Annotated in this window: 20 protein-coding genes and 1 tRNA gene; 11 read left to right on the top strand and 10 right to left on the bottom strand. The window is 67.2% G+C overall.

Translation table 11 applies throughout. The features are described 5' to 3' along the window. Positions 1–14: 14 nt before the first annotated feature. The 10 genes from dusB to F0Q34_RS05930 all read left to right on the top strand — a co-directional run bounded on the left by dusB (position 15) and on the right by F0Q34_RS05930 (position 11598). Positions 15–1097: a tRNA dihydrouridine synthase DusB gene (gene dusB / locus F0Q34_RS05975; protein WP_149811152.1), complete on the top strand. Its 1083-nt coding sequence runs from the start codon at positions 15–17 to the stop codon at positions 1095–1097. Continuing rightward, on the top strand, positions 1094–2236 hold the full coding sequence (locus F0Q34_RS05970; protein ID WP_149811151.1) for a two-component system sensor histidine kinase NtrB: 1143 nt from the start codon (positions 1094–1096) through the stop codon (positions 2234–2236). The genes dusB and F0Q34_RS05970 overlap by 4 nt, the downstream gene beginning before the upstream one ends. Then, on the top strand, positions 2233–3675 hold the full coding sequence (gene ntrC, locus F0Q34_RS05965) for a nitrogen regulation protein NR(I) (RefSeq protein WP_149811150.1): 1443 nt from the start codon (positions 2233–2235) through the stop codon (positions 3673–3675). Before F0Q34_RS05970 ends, ntrC begins: the two co-directional genes overlap by 4 nt. Further along, positions 3672–5951, top strand: a complete 2280-nt coding sequence (locus F0Q34_RS05960; RefSeq protein WP_149811149.1) for a sensor histidine kinase NtrY-like — start codon at positions 3672–3674, stop codon at positions 5949–5951. The genes ntrC and F0Q34_RS05960 overlap by 4 nt, the downstream gene beginning before the upstream one ends. Then, entirely contained in the window at positions 5941–7341 is a 1401-nt protein-coding gene (gene ntrX, locus F0Q34_RS05955) for a nitrogen assimilation response regulator NtrX (RefSeq protein WP_149811148.1), read from the top strand. The genes F0Q34_RS05960 and ntrX overlap by 11 nt, the downstream gene beginning before the upstream one ends. Positions 7342–7420: 79 nt before the next feature. Continuing rightward, positions 7421–8293, top strand: a complete 873-nt coding sequence (locus F0Q34_RS05950) for a D-amino-acid transaminase (protein WP_149811147.1) — start codon at positions 7421–7423, stop codon at positions 8291–8293. After that, positions 8290–8964 carry an HAD family hydrolase gene (locus tag F0Q34_RS05945; RefSeq protein WP_149811146.1) on the top strand — a complete coding sequence of 225 codons (675 nt, stop codon included), beginning with the start codon at positions 8290–8292 and terminating at the stop codon, positions 8962–8964. The genes F0Q34_RS05950 and F0Q34_RS05945 overlap by 4 nt, the downstream gene beginning before the upstream one ends. 119 nt (positions 8965–9083) lie before the next feature. Next, positions 9084–9422, top strand: a complete 339-nt coding sequence (gene hfq / locus F0Q34_RS05940; protein ID WP_149811145.1) for an RNA chaperone Hfq — start codon at positions 9084–9086, stop codon at positions 9420–9422. Positions 9423–9543: 121 nt separating this feature from the next. Next, positions 9544–10758 (top strand): GTPase HflX, encoded by a 1215-nt coding sequence (gene hflX / locus F0Q34_RS05935; protein ID WP_149811144.1) that lies wholly within the window; start codon positions 9544–9546, stop codon positions 10756–10758. Positions 10759–10770: 12 nt separating this feature from the next. Further along, positions 10771–11598, top strand: coding sequence for an inositol monophosphatase family protein (locus F0Q34_RS05930; RefSeq protein ID WP_149811143.1), 828 nt, complete (start codon positions 10771–10773; stop codon positions 11596–11598). 3 nt (positions 11599–11601) lie between these two features. Here F0Q34_RS05930 and mazG read toward each other — a convergent pair whose 3' ends face one another. The 10 genes from mazG to F0Q34_RS05880 form a co-directional block, all read right to left on the bottom strand. After that, a complete protein-coding gene (gene mazG / locus F0Q34_RS05925) occupies positions 11602–12396 on the bottom strand; it encodes a nucleoside triphosphate pyrophosphohydrolase (protein WP_149811142.1) in 795 nt (264 codons plus the stop codon). 60 nt (positions 12397–12456) lie between these two features. Next, positions 12457–13245 carry an MBL fold metallo-hydrolase gene (locus F0Q34_RS05920; protein ID WP_149811297.1) on the bottom strand — a complete coding sequence of 263 codons (789 nt, stop codon included), beginning with the start codon at positions 13243–13245 and terminating at the stop codon, positions 12457–12459. 2 nt (positions 13246–13247) lie between these two features. Beyond that, a complete protein-coding gene (locus tag F0Q34_RS05915; RefSeq protein WP_149811141.1) occupies positions 13248–14024 on the bottom strand; it encodes a TatD family hydrolase in 777 nt (258 codons plus the stop codon). After that, positions 14024–15562 (bottom strand): methionine--tRNA ligase, encoded by a 1539-nt coding sequence (gene metG, locus F0Q34_RS05910; protein WP_149811140.1) that lies wholly within the window; start codon positions 15560–15562, stop codon positions 14024–14026. The genes F0Q34_RS05915 and metG overlap by 1 nt, the downstream gene beginning before the upstream one ends. An 11-nt stretch (positions 15563–15573) precedes the next feature. Then, positions 15574–16572, bottom strand: coding sequence for a DNA polymerase III subunit delta' (locus tag F0Q34_RS05905; protein ID WP_174241981.1), 999 nt, complete (start codon positions 16570–16572; stop codon positions 15574–15576). Continuing rightward, positions 16572–17201, bottom strand: a complete 630-nt coding sequence (tmk, locus tag F0Q34_RS05900; protein WP_149811138.1) for a dTMP kinase — start codon at positions 17199–17201, stop codon at positions 16572–16574. The genes F0Q34_RS05905 and tmk overlap by 1 nt, the downstream gene beginning before the upstream one ends. A 1-nt stretch (position 17202) precedes the next feature. Beyond that, positions 17203–18408, bottom strand: coding sequence for a D-alanyl-D-alanine carboxypeptidase family protein (locus F0Q34_RS05895; RefSeq protein WP_149811137.1), 1206 nt, complete (start codon positions 18406–18408; stop codon positions 17203–17205). Between the two features lie 27 nt (positions 18409–18435). Beyond that, positions 18436–19254, bottom strand: a complete 819-nt coding sequence (locus F0Q34_RS05890; protein ID WP_161600781.1) for a septal ring lytic transglycosylase RlpA family protein — start codon at positions 19252–19254, stop codon at positions 18436–18438. An 80-nt stretch (positions 19255–19334) separates the two neighbouring features. After that, positions 19335–20321: a lytic murein transglycosylase gene (locus F0Q34_RS05885; protein ID WP_241665330.1), complete on the bottom strand. Its 987-nt coding sequence runs from the start codon at positions 20319–20321 to the stop codon at positions 19335–19337. A 47-nt stretch (positions 20322–20368) separates the two neighbouring features. Further along, on the bottom strand, positions 20369–21379 hold the full coding sequence (locus F0Q34_RS05880) for a lipid A deacylase LpxR family protein (protein ID WP_149811135.1): 1011 nt from the start codon (positions 21377–21379) through the stop codon (positions 20369–20371). 88 nt (positions 21380–21467) lie between these two features. Here F0Q34_RS05880 and F0Q34_RS05875 point away from each other — a divergent pair. Beyond that, a tRNA-Ser gene (locus tag F0Q34_RS05875) sits at positions 21468–21557 on the top strand. The last annotated feature ends 28 nt before the right edge of the window (positions 21558–21585 follow it).

Genomic DNA, 21585 nt, shown 5'->3' with positions numbered 1-21585 from the left:
AACTTGCCCAAATCATGAGCATCCTTCCGAACCGTCCGACGGCATCCGAGCCGCGCCTGCGACCGATCATGGTCGGGCCGATCCGGATTGAGGCGCCGGTGATCCTGGCCCCCATGTCGGGCGTGACGGATCTGCCCTTCCGGCGCATCTGCCGCGAGTTGCAGGCACCCATGGTGGTGAGCGAGATGATCGCCAGCCAGGCCATGGTCCGGGAGAACCGGCAAACTTTGAAGATGGCCGAGGTCGATGGCTTCGGCGGCCCGGCCAGCGTGCAGCTGGCGGGCTGCGATCCGGCGGTGATGGCCGAGGCGGCGCGCCTGGCCGTGGACCATGGTGCCGCCATCGTGGACATCAATTTCGGCTGCCCCGTGAAGAAGGTGGCGGTTGGGCAGCAGGCCGGCAGCGCCCTGATGCGGGACGAGATCGGTGCCGCCCGCATCCTGGAGGCGGTGGTCAAGGCCGTGGATGTCCCGGTGACCCTGAAGATGCGGATGGGCTGGGACCACAACAGCCTCAACGCCCCCCGGCTGGCGCAGATCGCGGAATCCTCCGGCATCCGGATGGTGACGGTGCATGGCCGCACGCGGCAGATGTTCTACACCGGCACCGCCGACTGGGCCTTCATCGCGAAGGTGAAGCAGGCGGTCGGCATCCCTGTGATCGCCAATGGCGACATCCTGACGCCGGAGCATGCCGCGGAGGCCTTGCGGCAATCCGGGGCCGACGGCGTGATGATCGGACGCGGCTGCTATGGCCGCCCCTGGCTGCTGGCGCGCACGGCCGCCTATCTGACTGGCCAGGAGGATCTGCCCGAACCCGAGCTGGCAACCCAGTACGATATCCTGCTGCGCCATTACCACGCCATGCTGGAGCACCACGGCACCAATCCCGGCATCCGCCTGGCGCGCAAGCATCTTGCTTGGTATTCCAGAGGCTTGCCGGGCTCAGCGGAGTTCAGGGTTCAAATCAACCGCGCGGACACGGTGCCGGCGGTCGAGGCCTTGCTGGAAGGGTTCTACCGTCCCCTCATCGAGAATGGTGTGGAGGCCGTCCGGGACGCATTCCGCGAAGTTGAATCGGCTTCGCTGGCGGCATGAACGCTCCCGCTCTGGGCCGGCGCGTGGGAGCGGGCGACAGCTCCTTCGTGCCTGATGCCGTTGCGCTTCTTTCGGCGCTGCCGGTTCCGGTGGTGGTGCTGGATCTGGAGAACCGCTTTCGTTTCGCCAATTCCGCGGCCGAGCAGTTCTTCCAGCTTTCGGCCAGCTCCCTTTCGCAGATCGGCCTTGATGAACTCATTCCGTCCGATAGCCGGTTGTTTTCCCTCGTCAGCCAGGTTCGCGGCCAGGATGCTCCGGTGTCCGACCATAACATGACGCTGGAAAGCCCGCGGCTGCACCGGAGCGGCGTCGCGGCGCATGGCGCGCCCTTTCCCGAATTGCCGGGTGCCGTTGTGCTCAGCCTTCAGGACGGAAGCAAGGCGCAAAGCCTTGAGCGGCAACTGGATTTCCGCGGCGCGGCCCGCGGAGCCTCGGCCATGGCGGCGATGCTGGCCCATGAGGTGAAGAATCCGCTTTCGGGCATCCGGGGCGCCGCGCAGTTGCTGGAGCAATCCGCCAACGAGGCCGACCGCGAGCTCTGCGTCCTGATCCAGGATGAAGCGGATCGCATCCGTTCCCTGGTGGAGCGCATGGAGATGTTCTCGGAACAGCCGGTGGAGCGGACATCGGTCAACATCCACGAGGTGCTGGACCATGTTCGCCGCATCGCGATGCGTGGCTTCGCCAGCGGCCTGCGTGTTGTCCAGGATTATGATCCGTCGCTGCCGCCAGTGTTCGGCAACCGGGATTTCCTGATCCAGATCCTGCTGAATTTGGTGAAGAACGCAGCGGAAGCCGTTGATCCACAAAATGGTGAGATCCATCTTTCCACGGCCTATCACCATGGAGTCAGGATCGCCGTTCCCGGCTCGCCGGAACGCGTTCACCTGCCGCTCCGTGTCAGCGTCCGCGACAACGGGCCCGGCATTCCCGAGGAGGTCGAGGCAACGATCTGGGAGCCTTTCATCAGCACCAAGAGGGGCGGGCAGGGCCTTGGCCTTGCCCTGGTGGCCAAGCTGGTGGCCGATATGGGTGCCCTGATCGAATGTGACAGCCGCCCCGGCCGCACCGTGTTCCGCCTTTCCCTGCCAATGATCCCGGCCGGCTCCATGCCGACGCTCAAGACCCGAGACGAATGAACGAATCCCGCACCATTCTTGTGGCCGATGACGACCGTGCCATCCGAACCGTTCTGTCGCAGGCCCTGGCGCGGGCCGGCTACACGGTGCGTGCCACTTCCTCCGCCTCGACCTTGTGGCGCTGGGTGGAGGAAGGGACCGGTGATCTGGTGATCACCGATGTGGTGATGCCCGACGAGAACGGCCTGGACCTGGTGCCGCGGATCAAGCGCATCCGGCCCGATCTGCGCGTGATCGTCATGTCGGCGCAATCGACCTTCGTGACGGCCGTGAAGGCAGCCCAGCGCGGCGCCTTCGAATACCTGCCGAAGCCGTTCGATCTCAAGGAGCTGCTGGCTGTTGTTGCGCGCGCCCTGTCAGCGCCGGCCAGCCCGGTTGCGCAGGAGGGCGGAGAGGCGGAGGGAGAGCGCCTGCCCCTGATCGGGCGGTCTCCGGCCATGCAGGAAATCTACCGGACCGTGGCGCGCCTCACGACCACCGACCTGACGGTGATGATCACCGGCGAAAGCGGCACCGGAAAGGAACTGGTGTCCCGCGCCCTGCATGATTACGGCCGCCGCCGCTCCGGGCCCTTTGTCGCCATCAACATGGCGGCCATCCCGCGTGAGTTGATCGAAAGCGAATTGTTCGGCCATGAACGGGGCGCCTTCACTGGCGCCCTGGCGCGCGGCGTCGGCCGCTTCGAGCAGGCGGCCGGTGGCACGCTGTTCCTGGACGAGATCGGCGACATGCCGCCGGAGGCCCAGACCCGCCTGCTGCGCGTGCTGCAGGAAGGCGAGTTCACCACCGTCGGCGGGCGCAATCCGATCAAGGCCAATGTCCGCATCATCGCGGCGACGCATCGCGATCTGCGGCAGGCGATCCGGCAGGGGCTGTTCCGCGAGGATCTGTTTTATCGCCTGAACGTCGTTCCCATCCGCCTGCCGCCCTTGCGCGAAAGGGCGGAGGACATTCCCCTCCTGGCGCGGCACTTCCTGGACCGCGCCAGGGCCTCGGGGCTGCCGGCCAAGCAGCTCGACCAGAGTGCCATGGACCGGCTGCGGCAGCATTCCTGGCCGGGCAATGCGCGCGAACTGGAGAACCTCATGCGGCGCCTGGCCGCGCTATATCCACAGGAGGTGATCGGCGGCGATTCCGTTCATGCCGAGCTGGCGGAGGCCGAGCCATTGGCAGATCCGGAAACCCGCACATCTGAAACGCTGGAACAGGCCGTGGAGCGACACCTGACCACCTTCGTGGCCGCGCAGAAGGACGGCCTTCCCGTCCGCGACTTGTATGAGCGGGTGTTGTCCGAGGTGGAGCGCCCGCTGCTGCGGCTGGCATTGGCGGCCACCCGCGGCAACCAGATCAAGGCGGCCGCCATGCTCGGCCTGAACCGGAACACGCTGCGCAAGAAGATCCGTGAACTGGATCTTCCCGTGGTGCGCGGGTTGTCGTGAGCCGAGCGCCGCGCCTGGCGACAGGTCGCCTGCCTTCCGGCCGGCGCATCCTTGACCTCCTGCTGGGCCGCGGCGTCACCCTGGCGCTGGCCGTGGGCGCGCTGCTGCTCGGCCTCGGCACCTTCACGCTGCTGTCCGGCGGCAGCCCGTTCGGCCCCACCCGGCCTGGGCAGGTCGTGGCGATGGTGCTGATCAACGCCCTGTTCCTGCTGCTGCTTCTGGTTTCCCTGATTGCCCGTCTGGTGCGTGTCTGGGCCGAGCGGCGCAGCGGCTCAGCCGGGTCGCGGCTCCATGTGCGGCTGGTGATGCTGTTCAGCGTCGTCGCGGTGGTGCCCGCGCTGCTGGTGGCGGTGTTCGCCGCCGTGTTCTTCAACCTCGGCATCCAGGCCTGGTTCAGCGACCGCGTGCGCAGCACGCTGGAAGCCAGCCTGGTCGCCTCGCGCGCCTATCTGGACGAACACCGCAACACCATCCGGGCCGACGCGCTGGCCATGGCGGCCGACCTGAACCGCGCCGGGCGGCTGCTGGACACCAACCAGTATGGCTTCGCGCAGATCCTGGCCACGCATACGGCCCTGCGGGGGCTGACCGAATCCGTGGTGTTCGAGCCGACCCTACACCGCGTCATATCCCATGCCGGGCTGACCACCAGCGCCGTGCTGGACCCGCTTCCCGCCTGGGCCATGGAACTGGCGAGAAGCGGCGAGGTGGCTGTGCTGCCAGGCGAGTCCGAGGAGGGCAGGGTGCGTGCCCTGGTTGAGCTCGATATCGGTCAGGGATTGATGCTGCTGATCGGCCGTCCGGTTGATCCAGGCGTTATCGAGCACATGCAACGGACGGAACGCGCCTTCCGGCAATACGACCAGCTCGATCGCAACCGTTCAGGCCTGCAGATCACCTTTGCCATGATCTTCGCCATCGCCGCCCTGCTGGTACTGATGGCGGCGGTGCTGGTGGGGCTGGTCATGGCCAACCAGATCGCCAGGCCGCTGGCCCGCCTCATCGTGGCGGCGGACCGGGTGCGCGGCGGTGACCTCACGGTGCGCGTGGCCGAGGGCGAGCCGAATGACGAGGTCGGCACCCTGTCCCGCGCCTTCAACCGAATGACCAACCAGCTGGCGGCGCAGCGCAGCGAGTTGATGGAAGCCTATCGCCAGATCGATGAGCGCCGGCGCTTCACCGAAACGGTGCTGTCCGGCGTGTCGGCCGGCGTGATCGGGCTGGATGCGGAAGGCCACATCAACCTGCCGAACCGCTCGGCCAGCGAATTGCTGGGCCTGGATCTTGAGGCCGAACTGGGCCGGAAGCTTTCGGAGGTTGTTCCGGAGTTTTCCGAGGCGCTCGGCCAGGCCAGGGCCGCGCCGGACCGGCTGCGCACCGCGGAGATCCGCATCGGCCCCGCTTCCGCCCGCCGCACATTGCTGGCCCAGATCGGCGCCGAGATGCAGGGCGGTCAGGTCACGGGCTATGTCGTGACCTTCGACGACATCACGGAATTGCTGTCGGCCCAGCGCAAGGCTGCCTGGGCCGACGTGGCCCGCCGCATCGCGCATGAGATCAAGAACCCGCTGACACCCATCCAACTATCGGCCGAGCGGCTCAAGCGGCGCTACCTGAAGGAGATCCAGTCCGATCCAGATACCTTCCGGGCCTGCACGGACACCATTGTGCGGCAGGTGGAAGACATCGGGCGCATGGTCGATGAATTCTCGGCCTTCGCCCGCATGCCGCAGCCGGTGATCCGGCCAGAGCCCATCGGCCAGCTCGCCCGGGAAGCCTTGATCCTGCAACAGCATGCCCATCCCGATATTGTTTATGAGACCCGCATCCCCGCCGACTGCCCGCGCATAGCCTGTGATCGCCGCCTGATCGGGCAGGCCTTGACCAATCTGCTGACCAACGCCGCCGATGCGGTTGCCATGCGCCGCCAGGCGGAGCCGGAGGGCGGCGCCGGGCGTATCATCCTGGCGGTGGAACTGCTGGACGACAGCGTGGTCCTGGCGGTGGAGGATGACGGCATCGGCCTCCCCGGAGGGGAGGAGCGGGAGCGGCTGACGGAGCCATATGTGACCCATAAGCCGAAAGGAACCGGCCTTGGTCTTGCCATTGTTAAGAAGATCATGGAGGACCATGGCGGAAAGCTGGTGCTGACCGAGCGGCAGACGCCGGAGGGAACTGTTCTGCCCGGCACACGCGCCACATTGATCCTGCTCCGCCGCCCGGTGGAAGCTGAAGCCACGGAACAAGCTACGGAGATGCAGCGTCATGGCGCATGAGATCCTGATCGTCGATGACGAGCCGGACATCCGTGCGCTGATCGAAGGCATCCTGTCCGATGAAGGCTATGAAACCCGGGTTGCGCAGAATTCGGATACCGCCCTCGCGGCCTTCCGCGCCCGCCGCCCAAGCCTGGTGATCCTTGACATCTGGCTGCAGAATTCGCGGCTGGACGGCCTCGGCATCCTGGAAGCCATGCATCGTGAGGAACCCCAGGTTCCCGTGGTGATGATCTCCGGCCATGGCACCATCGAGACCGCCGTGCAGGCCATCCAGCAGGGCGCCTACGACTTCATCGAGAAGCCCTTCAAGTCGGACCGCCTGCTGCTGATCGCGGAGCGGGCCCTGGAAGCCGCGCGGCTGAAGCGCGAGAACAGCGAGCTGAAGCTGCGGGCCGGTGCCGAAACGGAGCTGATCGGCCATTCCTCGCAGATCAGCCAGTTGCGCTCGGCCATCGAGCGCGTGGCGCCGACCGGAAGCCGTGTGCTGATTTCCGGCCCCGCGGGCGTCGGCAAGGAGGTGGCGGCTCGGATGATCCATGCGCGGTCCCGGCGCAGCCACGAGCCCTTCGTGGCGCTGAACTGCGCCACCCTGAATCCGGCTCGCTTCGAGGAGGAGCTTTTCGGCGTCGAGTCCAGTTCGGACCCCCAGGCGCCGCCCCGCCGGGCGGGTGTGCTGGAGCGCGCGCATGGCGGCACCCTTTTGCTGGACGAGGTGGCGGACATGCCGCTCGAAACCCAGGGCAAGATCGTCCGTGCATTGCAGGAACAGGGCTTCGAGCGGGTGGGTGGCGCCACGCGGGTGAAGGTGGATGTTCGCGTCATCGCCACCACGAATCGCGACCTTTCGGCCGAGATCGCCGCCGGACGGTTCCGCGAGGACCTGTATTACCGTCTCGCCGTGGTCCCGCTGAGGGTGCCGCCGCTGCGCGAGCGGCGGGAGGACGTGCCGGTGCTGGCGCGGTATTTCATGGCCCGTTCCGCGGGCACGTCGGGCGTGCCGGCGCGCGAATTGTCCGAGGACGTGCTGGCGGCCATGCAGGCCTATGACTGGCCGGGCAATGTCCGCCAGCTCCGCAACCTCGTGGACTGGCTGCTGATCATGGCGCCCGGCGGCCCGGGGGAGCCGATCCGGCCGGAGATGCTGCCGCCGGAAGTCGGCTCCGCCGCGCCGGCCGCGCTGAAGCTTGACCGTTCCTCGGAGATCATGACCCTGCCGCTGCGCGAGGCGCGTGAACTGTTCGAGCGGCAATACCTGGAAGCGCAGCTTCTGCGGTTCGGCGGCAACATCAGCCGCACCGCCAATTTCGTCGGCATGGAGCGCAGCGCCCTGCACCGGAAGCTGAAATTCCTCGGCGTGCAGGCTGAGGACCGGGCATCCCTGGCCTGATCCCGGCGCGGCATTGCCGGGGCGGAGCTTTGGCGCCAAGGTCACGCCTTCTTCCACTCGCCGCAAAAGAGATCAGGGCATGTCCCGCATCGCCTATGTGAATGGCCGTTACCTGCCGCAGCGCGAGGCCAGCGTGAACATCGAGGATCGCGGCTACCAGTTCGGGGATGGCATCTACGAGGTCGTCCACCTCTACAAGGGGCGCTTCATCGATGAGAAGCGCCATCTGGACCGGCTGGAGCGTTCGCTGGGCGAGATCCGGCTGCCCATGCCCATGAGCCGCGAGGCGCTGCTGCATGTGCTGCATGAGGTGGCGCGGCGCAATCGCGTCACCGAAGGCCTTCTCTACATGCAGGTCACGCGCGGCGTCGCGCGGCGCGACCATGCCTTTCCGCAGATGCCCGTGCCGCCAGCCTTTGTGGTCACGGTGAAGCGTATCAAGCCTTATCCCAGCAGTATCGAGACCTGGGGCGGCGACGCGGTCACCCTGCCGGACCTCCGTTGGGCGCGGCGGGACATCAAGACCACCAACCTCCTGCCGAACGTGCTGGCCCGCCAGGCGGCCCGCGAAAAGGGCGCCATCGAGGCGATCCTGTTCGACGAGGCCACCGGCTTGGTGACCGAGGGCGCCGCCACCAGCTTCTGGATCGTGGACGAGGCTGGCGCTCTCCGTACCCGGAACCTGTCGCAGGACATCCTGCCGGGCTGCACGCGCGACGCGCTGATGGCGGAACTGCGCGAGGCTGGCCTCGCCTTCGCGGAAACGCCCTTCAGCCTGGACGATCTGTCCCGCGCGCGGGAAGCGTTCCTGACCTCCGCCACCTCTTTCGTGAAGCCCATCCTGCGGATCGATGGAACACCGCTGGGCGATGGCCGCCCCGGGCCGGTGACCCGCCAGCTCTTTGACATCTTCGCCCGCCATGTGAAGGGCGCCACGGCGAACGCCGCATGAGGCCGACGCCGCTCAACCCTCCCGCCGCCATCCTGTGGGACTGGGACAACACGCTGGTGGATGCCTGGAAGGGGGTCCAGGCCGGCATGAACGCGGCCCTGCGCGCCTTCGACCTGCCGGAATGGTCTGTCGAGGAAGTGCGGGCCCGCGCAAGGCTTTCGCTGCGCGACGCTTTCCCCGCCATCTTCGGTTCCGAATGGGAACGGGCCAAGGATCTCTTCTATGCCGAGGTCCGTGCCCGCCATCTGGAAACGCTGACGCCGCTGCCCGGAACGATCGAGGCCCTCGACGCGGCGGCCGCCTGGAGCCTCGGTCTCGTTTCCAACAAGCAGGGGCCGATCCTGCGGGCCGAGGCCGAGCATCTCGGCTGGACAGGCCGCTTCACGGCCATCATCGGGGCGGGTGACGCCGAAGCCGACAAGCCATCCGCCGCGCCCGTGCTGCTGGCGCTGCGGCGCATGGGCGTGCGGCCTGGGCCGGATGTCTGGTTTGTCGGCGATACAGGGGTGGATCTTCAGGCGGCGCGCGCCGCGGGCTGCCGTGCGGTCCTTCTGGGTGACGCGGCGCATGATGGCGGCGTTGCATCACTGGCGCCGGATGTGGCCTTCGCGGATGGTCATGAATTGGCAAACTGCCTGCGCGGACTTGCCAAGACACCCCTGCATGCATGATCTTGCGGCCGAACCGGTGGGCATCCCCGCCCACCGGGGCGTAGCCATGTGACCTGCCCGGCGTTGTCCCGTAACGGGAGGATCGCACCGGTTCGCCAAGAAAAAGAAGGACCGAGCCTATGGCCGCCGAGAAGTCCCAGAATGTTCAGGACGTGTTCCTGAACCATGTCCGCAAGAGCAAGACGCCGGTTACCATCTTCCTGGTCAATGGCGTGAAGTTGCAGGGCATCATCACCTGGTTCGACAATTTTTCCGTTCTTCTCCGCCGCGACGGGCATACGCAGCTGGTCTATAAGCATGCAATCAGCACGGTGATGCCGGGCGCGCCCATCATGCTGTTCGACGCTGCGGCGGCCGGGCAGGGGGCAGCACCGCCGGCGGGCGCCACCGTGTCGGTGACGCGTGAGGGAACGATGACATTGCAACGCGAGGCCAATCCTGTCGGCACCTCCGACTAATTCCGGCGCGGCGACCCACGGCAAGCCACAGCTTGCCGCGGTTCTGCTGCCCCATGAACGCCTCCTTCGTGCCGGCGCGGCCGGCGAAGGGGTGCTTTCCTTTTCCGATGGGCGGGCCGCCATGCGCGCCGCCGATGCCCGCTTGGCGGAAGCGGTCGGCCTGGCCGCTTCCATCGGCCTGACCATTGTTCACAGCGCGGTTCTTCCGCTTCGCGCCCGGCGGCCGGCGACGTTGCTGGGCGAGGGCCAGGTCGAGATGGCGGCTGACGCCATCGAGGAGCACGGCATCGGTGTCGTGGTAGTCGATGCCGCCCTTTCACCGGTGCAACAGCGCAACCTGGAACGCGCCTGGAACTGCAAGGTCATCGACCGGACAGGCCTGATCCTGGAGATCTTCGGCGAGCGGGCCCGCACGCGCGAGGGCGCGCTGCAGGTGGAACTCGCGCATCTCGACTATCAGCGCACCCGGCTGGTGCGCTCCTGGACACACCTTGAGCGCCAGCGCGGCGGCTTCGGCTTCCTGGGTGGACCTGGCGAAAGCCAGATCGAGATCGACCGACGGCTGATCGGCGAGCGCATCGTGAAGCTGAAGCGCGAGCTTGAGCAGGTCCGCCGGACCCGCGGCCTGCATCGCTCCGCGCGTTCCAAGGTCCCATTCCCGATGGTTGCGCTGGTCGGCTATACCAACGCCGGCAAATCCACGCTGTTCAATGCCCTGACCGGCGCCGGCGTTTATGCGCAGGACCAGCTTTTCGCGACGCTGGACCCGACCATGCGGGCGATTCGCCTGCCCAGTGGCCGCACGGTCATCCTGTCGGATACGGTGGGCTTCATCAGCGACCTGCCCACCCAGCTGATCGAGGCGTTCCGCGCCACTCTGGAGGAGGTGGCGGCAGCGGACATCATCCTGCATGTGCGCGATGTCGCGCACCCGGATACTGGAGCGCAGCGGAGCGACGTGATCTCGGTGCTGAACGAGATGACAACGGGGCCGGACCCGGCGCTGGATGAGAACTGGCAAAGGCGCACCATCGAGGTTCTCAACAAGGCGGACCTGCTGGGCGGTGCCGCCTCGGTCGCCGGCACTGATGACGCCTTTTCCATCGCCGTCTCGGCCCTGACGGGTGAGGGGCTGGACCCTCTGCGGGCCGCGCTGGATGCGCGGCTGGCCGCGGGGATGGAAACCGTGGAATACGCCCTGGCGGTGGAGGATGGCGCCCGCATGGCGTGGCTTTACCAGCATGGCGAGGTCCTGAGCCGGGAGGATACCGATGCCGGCATCCTGCTGACGGTGCGCCTGGCGCCGGCCGACCGCGCCCGCTTCGAACAAAGCTGAAAGGCCGCTATCTTGCGCTTCAATCATCAGGCGGCCTCCGACATCGCCGCCATGCTGCGGGATGTCGCCGCCGCCGAGATCAAGCCGCGCTTCCGGCGCCTGGCCGCCGGCGCCATTCGCATCAAGAGCAGCGCCACCGACCTTGTTACCGATGCCGATGAGGCGGCGGAACATCGGATCGCGGCCGAGTTGCGGCGCCGCTTCCCCAACGCCGCGGTCATTGGTGAGGAAGCCTGCGCGGCCGACCCGGCGCTACTGTCCGGCTGGACCAGGGCGGAGCTTGCGTTCGTCGTGGACCCCGTCGATGGCACCGCCAATTTTGCTGCGGGGGTGCCGCTGTTCGGCTGCATGGTGGCGGCCATCTGGAAGGGCGAGGTCGTGGCGTCCTGGATCCACGACCCGATGGGCGACGACACCGCCATCGCCCTGCGTGGCGAAGGCGCCTGGATCGAGGCGCCGGATGGTCACCGCGCCGCGCTGCGGGTGGCGCCGCCTGTGCCGCTGGAACAGATGATCGCCGGCATCAGCTGGACCTATATGCGGGAACCTGTGCGCTCACGCCTGACGGGGCGGATGGCCCAGCTGGCCGGAGGGGTCCATTTCCGCTGCGCGGCGCATGAATATCGCCTTGTCGCCTCCGGTGGCGCCCATGCCGTCGCGTATCACCGGCTGATGCCGTGGGACCATCTTCCGGGCTGGCTGCTGCACCGGGAAGCCGGCGGCTACAGCGCGTGCTTCGATGGCAGCGACTATCGGCCGGAACACACGGATGGCGGCCTTCTGGCGGCGCCGGACCGGCAGAGCTGGCAGATGCTGCATGCGGCGCTGCTGGCCGATTGAGCATCAGGCGCCGCGTTCGGCCTCCTTCACGCGGCGCCAGTAATCTTCCATTCCGTCCAGCTCATGGTCGGCCAGGGTCTTGCCCTCGGCCGCCGCCAGGGCCTCCATGGCCTTGAAGCGGCGTTCGAACTTGGCATTGGCATGCCGGAGGCTGGCCTCGGCGTCGATCTCAAGCTTGCGCGCGAGGTTGGCCAGAACAAAGAACATGTCGCCCAGTTCGTCGGCCAGCCTTTCCCGATGCCTGGTGGCCAATTCGGCCCGCAACTCCGCCGTTTCCTCGGCCAGCTTCGCCAGGATGGCGTCGGCATCGGGCCAGTCGAAGCCGACCCGGGCGGCACGCCGCGTAAGCTTCACGGCACGGACCAGGGCAGGGAGGTTGCGGGGAAGCCCGGCCAGGGTGCCAATTTCCTGTCGGGCGGAACGCTCGGCTTCCTTTTGACGCTCCCAGGCCTCGTTCTGTTCCGCCGTGTCGCGGCTCGCGGCCTCGCCAAACACATGGGGATGCCGCCGGATCATCTTCTGGCTGATGGAGCGTGCCACGGCCGCGAAGTCGAAGGCGCCTTGTTCCTCCGCCATCCGGGCATGGAACACCACCTGGAGCAGAAGATCCCCAAGCTCATCCTGCAGGCCGGGCAGGTCGTGGCGCTCGATCGCATCCGCCACCTCAAAGGCTTCCTCGATGGTGTAGGGAGCGATGGAGGCGAAATCCTGCTCGCGGTCCCAGGGGCAGCCATCGGGAGCGCGGAGCCTCGCCATGATGGAAAGCAGATCGCGCAGGGCGGCGGTGGCATCATCCATGACAAGAAGGCTCCGGCGGACAGGTGGATCTGAATGCCGCATAAGGAATATTATGTAAAATCAGTGCGTAGTGAACGCCATGCCGTCATAGGCGGCCTCGACACCCGCAGGCAGATGCGCTTGCAACCAGGCCCAGTCCATGTCGTGCCCCATATGGGTCAGGATCGTGCGGCGTGGCCGCAGCCGCTCCACCCATTGCAACACCTGATCCACATGGGCATGCACCGAATGCGGGTGGCGCTGGAAGCAACCGACGATCCAGGTGTCCAGATCCCGCAGGCTGGCCAGGCTGGCTTCCGGCATGGCCACCACATCCGTGGAATAGGCAAAGCTGCCGATCCGTAGGCCCAGCGTTTCCATGACCTTGTGGTCCTGGCGGAACAACAGGGTCTGGTGGCCAGCCAGATTTACCTGCTCCCCCGGCGCCACGGTGATCGGCGTCAGCGCGGGGCGAAAGAACACGGGCGGCGTCGGCGGCCGGAAGATGTAGTCGAAGCGCATCTGCAACGCGGCCATGGTTTCCGCCGTCGCATAAACCGGAATGGCGGCGCCAACGGCCCGATTCAGCGGCCGGATCTCGTCCAGGCCCATGATGTGATCCGCATGGCCATGAGTGATCAGCAAGGCATCGATCCGGCCGATCTGGTTGGCCAGCAGCTGCGCCCGCAGGTCCGGCCCTGCATCCACCAGCAAACGCCGCCCCTCGTCATCCTCGATCAGGATCGAGGATCGCATGCGGCGGTTCCGTGGCTCCCGCGGGTCGCACTGTCCCCATTCCCCGGCGCCGTCCGGGCCACCCAGCATCGGAACGCCGGCCGAGCCCCCACAGCCGAGGATGGTCACCTTCAGCATTACGGCCGGGCAGCCCGGGGAAACAGGCGGCGGAAATTGGCGGTGGTCAGCTTCGCCATGGTGTCCGGTGCCATGTCATGCAGTTCCGCCAGAACCCGGGCCGTGTGCGGCACGTAGGATGGCTCGTTCCGCTTGCCGCGGAAAGGCACGGGCGCCAGGTAAGGCGCATCCGTTTCCACCAGCAGGCGGTCCACCGGCGCAGCGCGGGCGATCTCGCGAAGCTCCCCGGATTTCGGGAATGTTACGATTCCGGAAAAGGACAGGTAGCCGCCCAGATCGACGGCCATTTCCGCGAGCTTCGGACCCGAGCTGAAGCAATGCAGCAGGAACGGAAAGGCCCCGGCCGCATGTTCTTCCCGGAGCATGGTGGCGATGTCGTCATCGGCATCCCGCGCATGGATCACGAGCGGGAGTCCGGTTTGCCGCGCGGCGTGGATATGCCGCCGGAAGCCGTCCCGCTGCACCTCATGCGGCGCCTTGTCATAGAAGTAATCGAGGCCGCTCTCGCCGATGCCGATGATCCTGGGATGATCGGCCGCCTGGACGATCTCCTCCACGCTTGGCAACGGCCCCTCGCCCACATTCTGCGGATGCACCCCCACCGTGCCCCAGACGGACGGGAAGCGGTCCGCCAGCGCCTTCACGGCCGCGGCCTGGGACATGCGGACGCCGATGGTCACCATCTCGGCGACACCGGCCTGATGGGCCCGCTCCAGGATGGTTTCGATCTCCGCCTCGGTGAAGTAGTCGAGATGGCAGTGACTATCGACCAGCATCAGGCGGGTTCGTCCTGGATCTTCTGGAACAAGGGGCTTGGCGGCGGCAGCGCCAGCCCGTCCGGAAGCGCGGTGGACAGGGCCGCGAGGCTCCTGGCTTCCTCCGGCACCCCAAGCTGATCGAGCATCCGGCGCATCGTGTCCGGCATGAAGGGCTGCAGCACCGTGGCCAGCGTGCGCAGGGCGGTGTGCAGATGGCGCAACACGGTTGCCATGCGGGGCAGATCAGTCTTGCGCAAGGCCCAGGGCTTCTGCGCGTCGATCCAGGAATTGCCGAGGCGCGACAGCGTCCAGATCCGCTCCAGCGCCTCGTGGAAGGCCTGGCGGCTGAGCGCCTCCTCCACCTGTTCCGGCAGGGCGGCGGCGAGATCCAGGATGGCTTGGTCGCTGACATCCAGTGGACCGGCCGCCGGCAGCCGTCCCTCGCAATTCTTCTGGATCAGCGTCAGCGTCCGCTGCGCCAGATTGCCGAGGTCATTGGCCAGGTCGCTGTTCAGGCGCCCCATCAGCGCCCGCCGGCTGAAATCGCCGTCATTGCCGAAGGGAACCTCCCGCAGCAGGAAGAAGCGGACCGGGTCCAGGCCGAACTCATCCACCAGCGCCAGGGGATCGATGACGTTGCCGAGGGATTTGGAGATCTTCTGGCCTTCATTGGTCCACCAGCCATGGGCGAAGACCCGCCTTGGCGTCGGCAGTCCGGCCGCCATCAGGAAAGCCGGCCAGTAGATGGCATGGAAGCGCAGGATGTCCTTGCCGACAAAATGCACATCGGCCGGCCAGAACTTCCACAAGGGCGCGGCTTCATCGGGATAGCCGAGCGCGGTGATGTAGTTGGTCAGCGCATCGAGCCACACATACATCACATGGCTCTCATCGCCCGGCACCTTCACGCCCCAGGTGAAGGAGGTGCGGGAGATGGACAAGTCGGTGAGGCCGGATTTGACGAAGCTGATCACCTCGTTCCGGCGTGTCGCCGGCGCGATGAAGTCTGGATTGGCCTCGTAGAAATCCAGCAGCTTCTGCTGCCAGCCGGACAGGCGGAAGAAGTAGGAAGGCTCCCTCACCCACTCCACCGGAGCCCCGGTCGGCGCGAATTTCCGGCCGTCCTTCTCGGTGATCTCGTCCGGCCCGTAGAAGGCTTCGTCGCGCACGGCATACCAGCCTTCGTAATGGCCGAGATAGATCTCGCCCTTTTCCTTCAGCCGGAGCCACAGCGCGGCGCAGGCGGCCTTGTGGCGTTCCTCCGTGGTACGGATGAAGGCATCGTTGGAGAAGTTCATGCGGAGCGCGAGGTCGCGGAAAGCCTGGCTCACCTGATCCGTGAAGGCCTGCGGCTCCATGCCGCGCGTCTCGGCGGCCTTCTCCACCTTCTGGCCGTGCTCGTCCGTGCCGGTCAGGAAGAACACCTCGTCGCCGGCAAGGCGGCGCCAGCGCGCCAGCACATCGGTCGCCAGGGAGGTGTAGGCATGCCCGATATGCGGCTTGTCGTTCACGTAATAGATCGGCGTGGTCAGGTAGGTGCGCCGCTCGGTGTTCATGCTCTTGGTCCTCAACGTGAGGCCAGCTGCGAAAGGCCGCTCAGGACCGCCTGCTTGCGGTCGAGGTTCAGGGCTTCGGTTTCGATGGCCAGATGCCCCAGGGTGTCCCACAGGGTGGCCCACTCGGCAAGCGGGCGGGCGGACAGGAAGGAAGGTGCCGGGATGCCCCGCGCCGCCTGCCGGATCGCGGTGCCCAGCCGGTCGCGCAGCAATTCCACAAAGGTCACGAAGGCAGTGCCGTCCCGCTTGGCAGCCAGGGCGTCGGCCAGCTGGTGCAGCCGCCGCGGATCGGGCCGCGGAAGCTCGGCGAGGAAACCTTGCACCTGCTCATGCAGCGCCAGGCCATCGCCTTCCGCGAGGCGCAGCAGGCGGCCCGGTGCCCCGGCGGAGATTTCCGTCAGCACCGCGCGCTGCTGTGCCGACAGATCGGGAAGCCATTCCTCCGCGAGGCCGAGCATCTCGGCTTCCGCCAGGGGGAAAAGGTCGATCCGCCGGCACCGGCTGCGGATGGTCGGCAGCAGCCGGTCAGGGGCGGATGTGGTCAGCAGCAAAAGGGCGCGGGCCGGCGGCTCCTCCAGCGTCTTCAGCAGCGCATTCTGCGCCTCGGCGTTCATCGCCTCCGCCTGCTCCACCACGACGATGCGCCAGCCCCCCTCGGCCGCGGTCAGGCCCAGGAAGCGGGGCACCTGCCGCACCTCGTCCACGCGGATCATCAGCTTGACGCCGCTGCCCGAGGTTGGCGCCAGGCCTTTCAGATCGGCATGCGTGCCGGCGGCAACGCGGCGGAACACGGTGTTGTCCTGCGCCAATGCCAGGGGCTCAGCCGCCTCCGGCCGTCCCGCCAGGAGCCAGCGGGCGAAGCGATAGGCCAGCGTTGCCTTGCCAACGCCCAGGGGACCAGTGAACAGCCAGGCATGGTGAAGACGCCCGTCCCCGGCCGTGGCGGCCAGCATCCTCGCCGCCGCCTCATGGCCGAACAACAGCGGGTTGCCGGGAGGCTCGGGGGGCATCACGGCGGTGCGCCCAGAGTTCGGCGAAGCGCCAGCAGGGCGTCGCTCAGGATGTCCTGTTCGGCCCGGGCCGCATCCAGCACCACGCAGCGCCCCGGCTCCCGCCGCGCGATCTCCAGGAAGGCATCTCGGACCCTCCGATGAAAGGTGCCGTCGAGTTGCTCGAAACGATCCGGGCCGCTGCGCCGCATGGCGCGCGCCATGCCAAGCCCAGGGTCCACATCAAGGATCAGCGTCGCATCCGGCGCGATCCCCGGCAGGGACAGGTCGCGCAGGGCGCGCCATATCCCCTGGTCCAGGCCCCGCCCCGCGCATTGATAGGCCAGGGTTGAATCGAAGAACCGGTCGCAGATCACCCAGGCCCCGGCCTCCAGGGCCGGATGGATGGTCTTGATCCAGTGCTCCCGCCGGGACGCGAACATCAGCATGGCTTCCGCCACCGGGTCCCAGTCGAGGCCCGGCGTCAGCAACAGGGCCCGCAACGCCTCGGCCCCGGGCGCGCCGCCTGGCTCCCGCGTCCGCAGCACGGCATGCCCATGGCCGGCGAGATGCCGCGCCAGGCCCCGGGCCAGCGTTGTCTTGCCCGCCCCCTCGCCGCCTTCCAGGGTGATGAAACAGCCGCGCGTCACTTCAGCCCGAGACCATGCGGCTGATCACGGCGGGGATGCGCTGCACCAGGCCCAGGCGGGGCACATCGGCGCCCGCGTAGAGCGGCAGGGTCATGGGAGGCACGCCGTCACCTGAGACTTCCAGTTGTCCAAGCTCCTGGCCCTTGGCCACCGGCGCCGGAACCGGCGCGTTGTAGCGCAGCTTCACCGCCAGGTTGCGCCGCCATTGCCGCGGCAGGGTCAGCACCAGATCCCGGCCGCCAACCAGCGGCACGGCGGCCTGTTCGCCCAGATAAACCGGTGCCGCCTCGATCGTGTCGGCCGTGCGGAACAGGGTGACGTTCTCGAACTCGCGGAAGCCCCATTCCAGCAGCCGCTCGGATTCCTCGCCGCGCGCGCGCATGGAGTTGAGGCCGTTCACCACCAGGATCAGGCGACGGCCGCCACGCTCGGCCGTGCCGGTCAGGCCATAGCCGGCATCCTCGGTATGGCCGGTCTTCAGGCCATCCGCGCCGGCAACGCGGCCCAGCAGCGGATTGCGGTTCTCCTGGGTGATGCCATGCCAGGTGAAGGAACGCTGGTTGTAGATTTTGTAGTATTGCGGGAAGTCGGCGATGATCCGCTGCGCCAGCGTGGCGAGGTCACGGCACGTCATCCGGTGCTCCGGATCGGGCCAGCCAGTCGCATTCCGGAAGGTGCTGCCCTTCAGGCCAAGGCGCGCGCCATACTCGTTCAGCAGCTCGGCGAATTGACGCTCGCTGCCGCTGATGCCTTCCGCCAGCACCACGCAGGCGTCGTTCCCCGACTGCACGATGACGCCATGCGCCAGGTTCTCGACGCTGATGCTGCTGCCCAGCTCGACAAACATCTTGGAGCCGCCCATGCGCCAGGCTGTCTCGCTGACCGGCAGTTCCTGGTCCAGCCGAAGCCGCCCCTGCTTCAGCATGTCGAACACGACATACATCGTCATCAGCTTCGACATGGAGGAAGGCGGCATGCGTTCGTCCGCGTTCTTCTCCAGCAGCACGGCGCCGGTTTCGGCATCGATCAGGAAAGCCTGCCGCGCCTGGGTGTCCACCGGCCCAAGAGGGGTCGTCGCCGGCGTCGTGGGCGGCGCGGCGGGGGCGGCGCGCTGGGCCGGCCGCCGCTGGGCCAGGGCCGGGCCGGCAAGCATCCCCCCGGCCAGCATCCAGGCGGCGCCACAAAGGAGTTCACGGCGGAGCGGCATCGCTGATGTCTCCATGGTCCGGCGCTTCTAGTCGATGACGATACGGGCATCGGATACGCCCGATCTCAGTACCGCCTCAAGAGCGGAATCAGCTTGCGGCGCGGAGGCGAACGGCCCGAGCCGGACCCGGTGCTCCGCGCGCCGCCCCTGCCCCAGCGTCTCGACACGGCCGCCGATCCGCGCGGCCTGACGCTGGGCATCCGCCCTGTTGTTGAAGCTGCTGGCCTGGATCATCAGGCGGCCCGGCCGCGCGGCGACGCGCCAGGGCTGCTCCGGCAGCGAGATGTCGGCACTTCCCGAAGCCGTGGGCAGATCCGCCACCGCCCGCGAAGGGCGTGCATCGTGGTTCAAGGCAACCACGCGGGTGCCCGGCAGGTCCGGCAGCCGCTCGGCGTTCAATGCTTCCCGGGGTGCGGCATCGATCTTCAGGGCACGTGTCTCAACTGCCGGCAGCGCGCCGGCGAGCGCCCGCGATGGCCCGGATTCCACGGCAATGGCGATCTGCGTGCCGCCGGATGGCGGAATCTGCAGCAACTCGCCCGCGCGGCGGGAGAGTTCCAGGAGCCGCCCGGGTTGCGAGGGGCCGCGATCATTGACGCGCACCAGCAGTTCCAGCCCGTTTTCCAGATTGGTCACCCGCACGATGGACGGCAGTTGCAGGGTGCGGTGGGCGGCCGAGATGCGCGCGGGGTCATGGATCTCCCCGTTGAGGGTGCGCCGCCCTGCCCTCCGGTCCAGCGCCACCGCGGCGAGGCCGGAATCGCGCAGCGCGAAATCCTCCCTGGGGTAGGACCACTGGCTGCCCATCTGATAGGGTTCGCCGACGATATAGCGCGCCTCGGGCATGGATGGCGAAGGCGAAGGTCCGCAGCCCCAGGCCAGCATGCAGCCGCCCCAGGCGGCGGCATGCCGGCGCCATCCCCGCATCATGCCAGCTGGTCGGAAAGCAGCCCGATCACCAGGGCGTAATAGTCGGACGGGTTGTAGCGCCGGATCACGTTGAAGTTCTGGTACACCATGAAGGCCTGCCCGGAAGGGCCGCCGGGCAGCAGGATGGAGGCCTCCATGTCGAAAACCTGCAACTCGCTGCCATCGGCGGCGCGTACGCCCTGGCGCAGCCATTCGCGAAGCGGGCGCCGCGTGCTGCGGCCAGCCAGGCCAGGGTCGAAGCCGGAAGGCAGAAGCACCTCCCTGCCCCAGCGTTCATCCTCGCGCCAGCCGCTGCGGCTCAGATAATTGGCGATGGAAGCCAGGGAGTCAGCGCGGCTGCCCCAGATGTCGCGATGCCCGTCGCCGTCGAAATCCACGGCGAGCCGCTCGAAGCTGGTGGGCATGAACTGGGGATTGCCCATGGCGCCGGCATAGCTGCCACGCATGCGGTCGGGGGTAACGTCGCGGGCTTCCAGGATGCGCAGCGCGGCCAGCAATTCCTTGCGGAAGAACTCACTGCGCCGGCCATCCCAGGCCAGCGTCGCCAAGGCCTCGATGACGTTGAAATTGCCGGTGAAGCCGCCGTAATTGGTTTCCAGGCCCCAGATCGCCATGATGATGCGCGGGGAAACCTGGAAGCGCTGCCAGATCGCGTCGAGCAGCATCTGGTTTTCGGTGAAGAGCTGACGCCCCCGCTCGATGCGCTGGGTCGAAAGCCTACCGTCCCGGTATTGCGCCCAGGTCAGGGTGAATTCCGGCTGCCTGCGATCCAGTTCCAGCACCTTGTTGTTGGGCTGGATGATGGAAAAGGCCTGCCGCAGGGTGCTGTCCGACACGCCGCCACGGCGGGCCTCCGCCGCCACGCCTTCCAGGAAGGCACTGAAGCTTGTGGAGGCGGCGCTGGCGCTGCCACCGGCCAGAAGGGGCAGAGCGGCGAATCGCAGGAGGTTACGGCGATGAAGCATGGCCGCAGTGGTTGCCATGACCGCCACCCCTCCCGCAACAGGCATCCGTGGTTCCTTTTCAACTCCTAGAAGCGAAAGGACACGCTCAGCGAGCCGAAGCTCTGGGTGCCGGCCTGGCCGTAGAACTCCTCGCTGCGCCAGACCTGGGTATAGGACAGCCGGACACCCCGCCACAGCACGGCAACCCCTGCCTGCAGGTCTCCGACCAGGATGCGCTTGTCCACGCTGCGGCTTTCGCGCCAGGTATTGCCATCGAGGAAGATGTCCCGGGCGATCGCGCGCCCATCCACCCCCGCGAAGACATACCAGCCGAAATCCTGTCGCGGCTGGATCCAGGTCGACCCGGCCAGGGCGGGGCGGATGCGCGGCGGGCCGTAATCCGCGTCCAGGCCCTGGCCGAAGCGCGCCAGGGCGCCAATCCCGCCATAGGTCTGCACGTTGCCCAGGCTGACCGATGCGGCGGGAATGACCTCCGTCTCGATGCCCGAAACGGTGCCCAACGGGACGCGCCACTTCTTTTCGTACAAGGCCGTGAACGCCGGCTCATCCTTGAGCTGCGACTTCCAGCCATTGGTTTGGTCGATGTTGATGATGTCGTGGTAATTGTTCTGCACGAACTCGCCCAGTGCGGAGGGGCCCACCACGCCGGCCTGCAGCTCGAACAGGTTGGAGGTGCGCTCCGACGTCCGGGTCAGCGACAATGCACCGTAAAGATAACCGGCATAGGGCCGGTCCCGCGGGTCGGGCCAGATCGTTTCGGTATCCTGCGGCGTGTAGATGCTTTGGCCGAGAGCCCAGCCCCAGCGTAGGGTACCCGGGCCCATCAGCCAGTCCAGGCGCTGGTTGAGCCAGTCCAACGGGCCCGGGAGATCCGCCGACGGAGAACGGTAGGCGAATTGAAACCCGCTCGTGTAGTACCGATCGCTGCCGCCGAACATGTCGTTCTCAAGCGAGAAGGCAAAGGTCCCGTTCAGGTCTGGGGGTGGTTCCATGTCGGTCGTGCCCTGGGCCAGAGCCGGCTGGATCAGCAGCATGCCGGCCATCAGGGTGGCAGGAAGAAACAAGCAGGCGCGCATCAGTCTTTCCTTTTCGCGGCGGGGACGCTAACGCCGCAAGTGATGATCGTGTCCGACGTGATGGCCATGGATCGAGGACACTTCCGCGGGATGGGTGGCCGAGTGGTTTAAGGCAGCGGTCTTGAAAACCGCCGTAGGGGTAACTCTACCGTGGGTTCGAATCCCACCCCATCCGCCAGCAAAAATCCATTGCTGGCGGATGGCCC

Source organism: Teichococcus oryzae, from assembly GCF_008386565.1.
GTDB lineage: Bacteria > Pseudomonadota > Alphaproteobacteria > Acetobacterales > Acetobacteraceae > Pseudoroseomonas > Pseudoroseomonas oryzae.
This window is presented reverse-complemented; position numbering and strand designations above follow the sequence as displayed.

Coding starts and splice junctions, on each gene's coding strand:
- F0Q34_RS05945 (WP_149811146.1), top strand. CDS start 8,290: ATGAGGCCGACGCCGCTCAACCCTCCCGCCGCCATCCTGTGGGACTGG.
- metG (WP_149811140.1), bottom strand. CDS start 15,562: ATGAACACCGAGCGGCGCACCTACCTGACCACGCCGATCTATTACGTG.
- F0Q34_RS05915 (WP_149811141.1), bottom strand. CDS start 14,024: ATGCTGGTCGATAGTCACTGCCATCTCGACTACTTCACCGAGGCGGAG.
- dusB (WP_149811152.1), top strand. CDS start 15: ATGAGCATCCTTCCGAACCGTCCGACGGCATCCGAGCCGCGCCTGCGA.
- F0Q34_RS05895 (WP_149811137.1), bottom strand. CDS start 18,408: ATGCCGCTCCGCCGTGAACTCCTTTGTGGCGCCGCCTGGATGCTGGCC.
- hflX (WP_149811144.1), top strand. CDS start 9,544: ATGCGCGCCGCCGATGCCCGCTTGGCGGAAGCGGTCGGCCTGGCCGCT.
- F0Q34_RS05970 (WP_149811151.1), top strand. CDS start 1,094: ATGAACGCTCCCGCTCTGGGCCGGCGCGTGGGAGCGGGCGACAGCTCC.
- ntrX (WP_149811148.1), top strand. CDS start 5,941: ATGGCGCATGAGATCCTGATCGTCGATGACGAGCCGGACATCCGTGCG.
- hfq (WP_149811145.1), top strand. CDS start 9,084: ATGGCCGCCGAGAAGTCCCAGAATGTTCAGGACGTGTTCCTGAACCAT.
- F0Q34_RS05905 (WP_174241981.1), bottom strand. CDS start 16,572: ATGCCCCCCGAGCCTCCCGGCAACCCGCTGTTGTTCGGCCATGAGGCG.
- F0Q34_RS05880 (WP_149811135.1), bottom strand. CDS start 21,379: ATGCGCGCCTGCTTGTTTCTTCCTGCCACCCTGATGGCCGGCATGCTG.
- mazG (WP_149811142.1), bottom strand. CDS start 12,396: ATGGATGATGCCACCGCCGCCCTGCGCGATCTGCTTTCCATCATGGCG.
- F0Q34_RS05950 (WP_149811147.1), top strand. CDS start 7,421: ATGTCCCGCATCGCCTATGTGAATGGCCGTTACCTGCCGCAGCGCGAG.
- F0Q34_RS05890 (WP_161600781.1), bottom strand. CDS start 19,254: ATGCCCGAGGCGCGCTATATCGTCGGCGAACCCTATCAGATGGGCAGC.
- ntrC (WP_149811150.1), top strand. CDS start 2,233: ATGAACGAATCCCGCACCATTCTTGTGGCCGATGACGACCGTGCCATC.
- F0Q34_RS05885 (WP_241665330.1), bottom strand. CDS start 20,321: ATGGCAACCACTGCGGCCATGCTTCATCGCCGTAACCTCCTGCGATTC.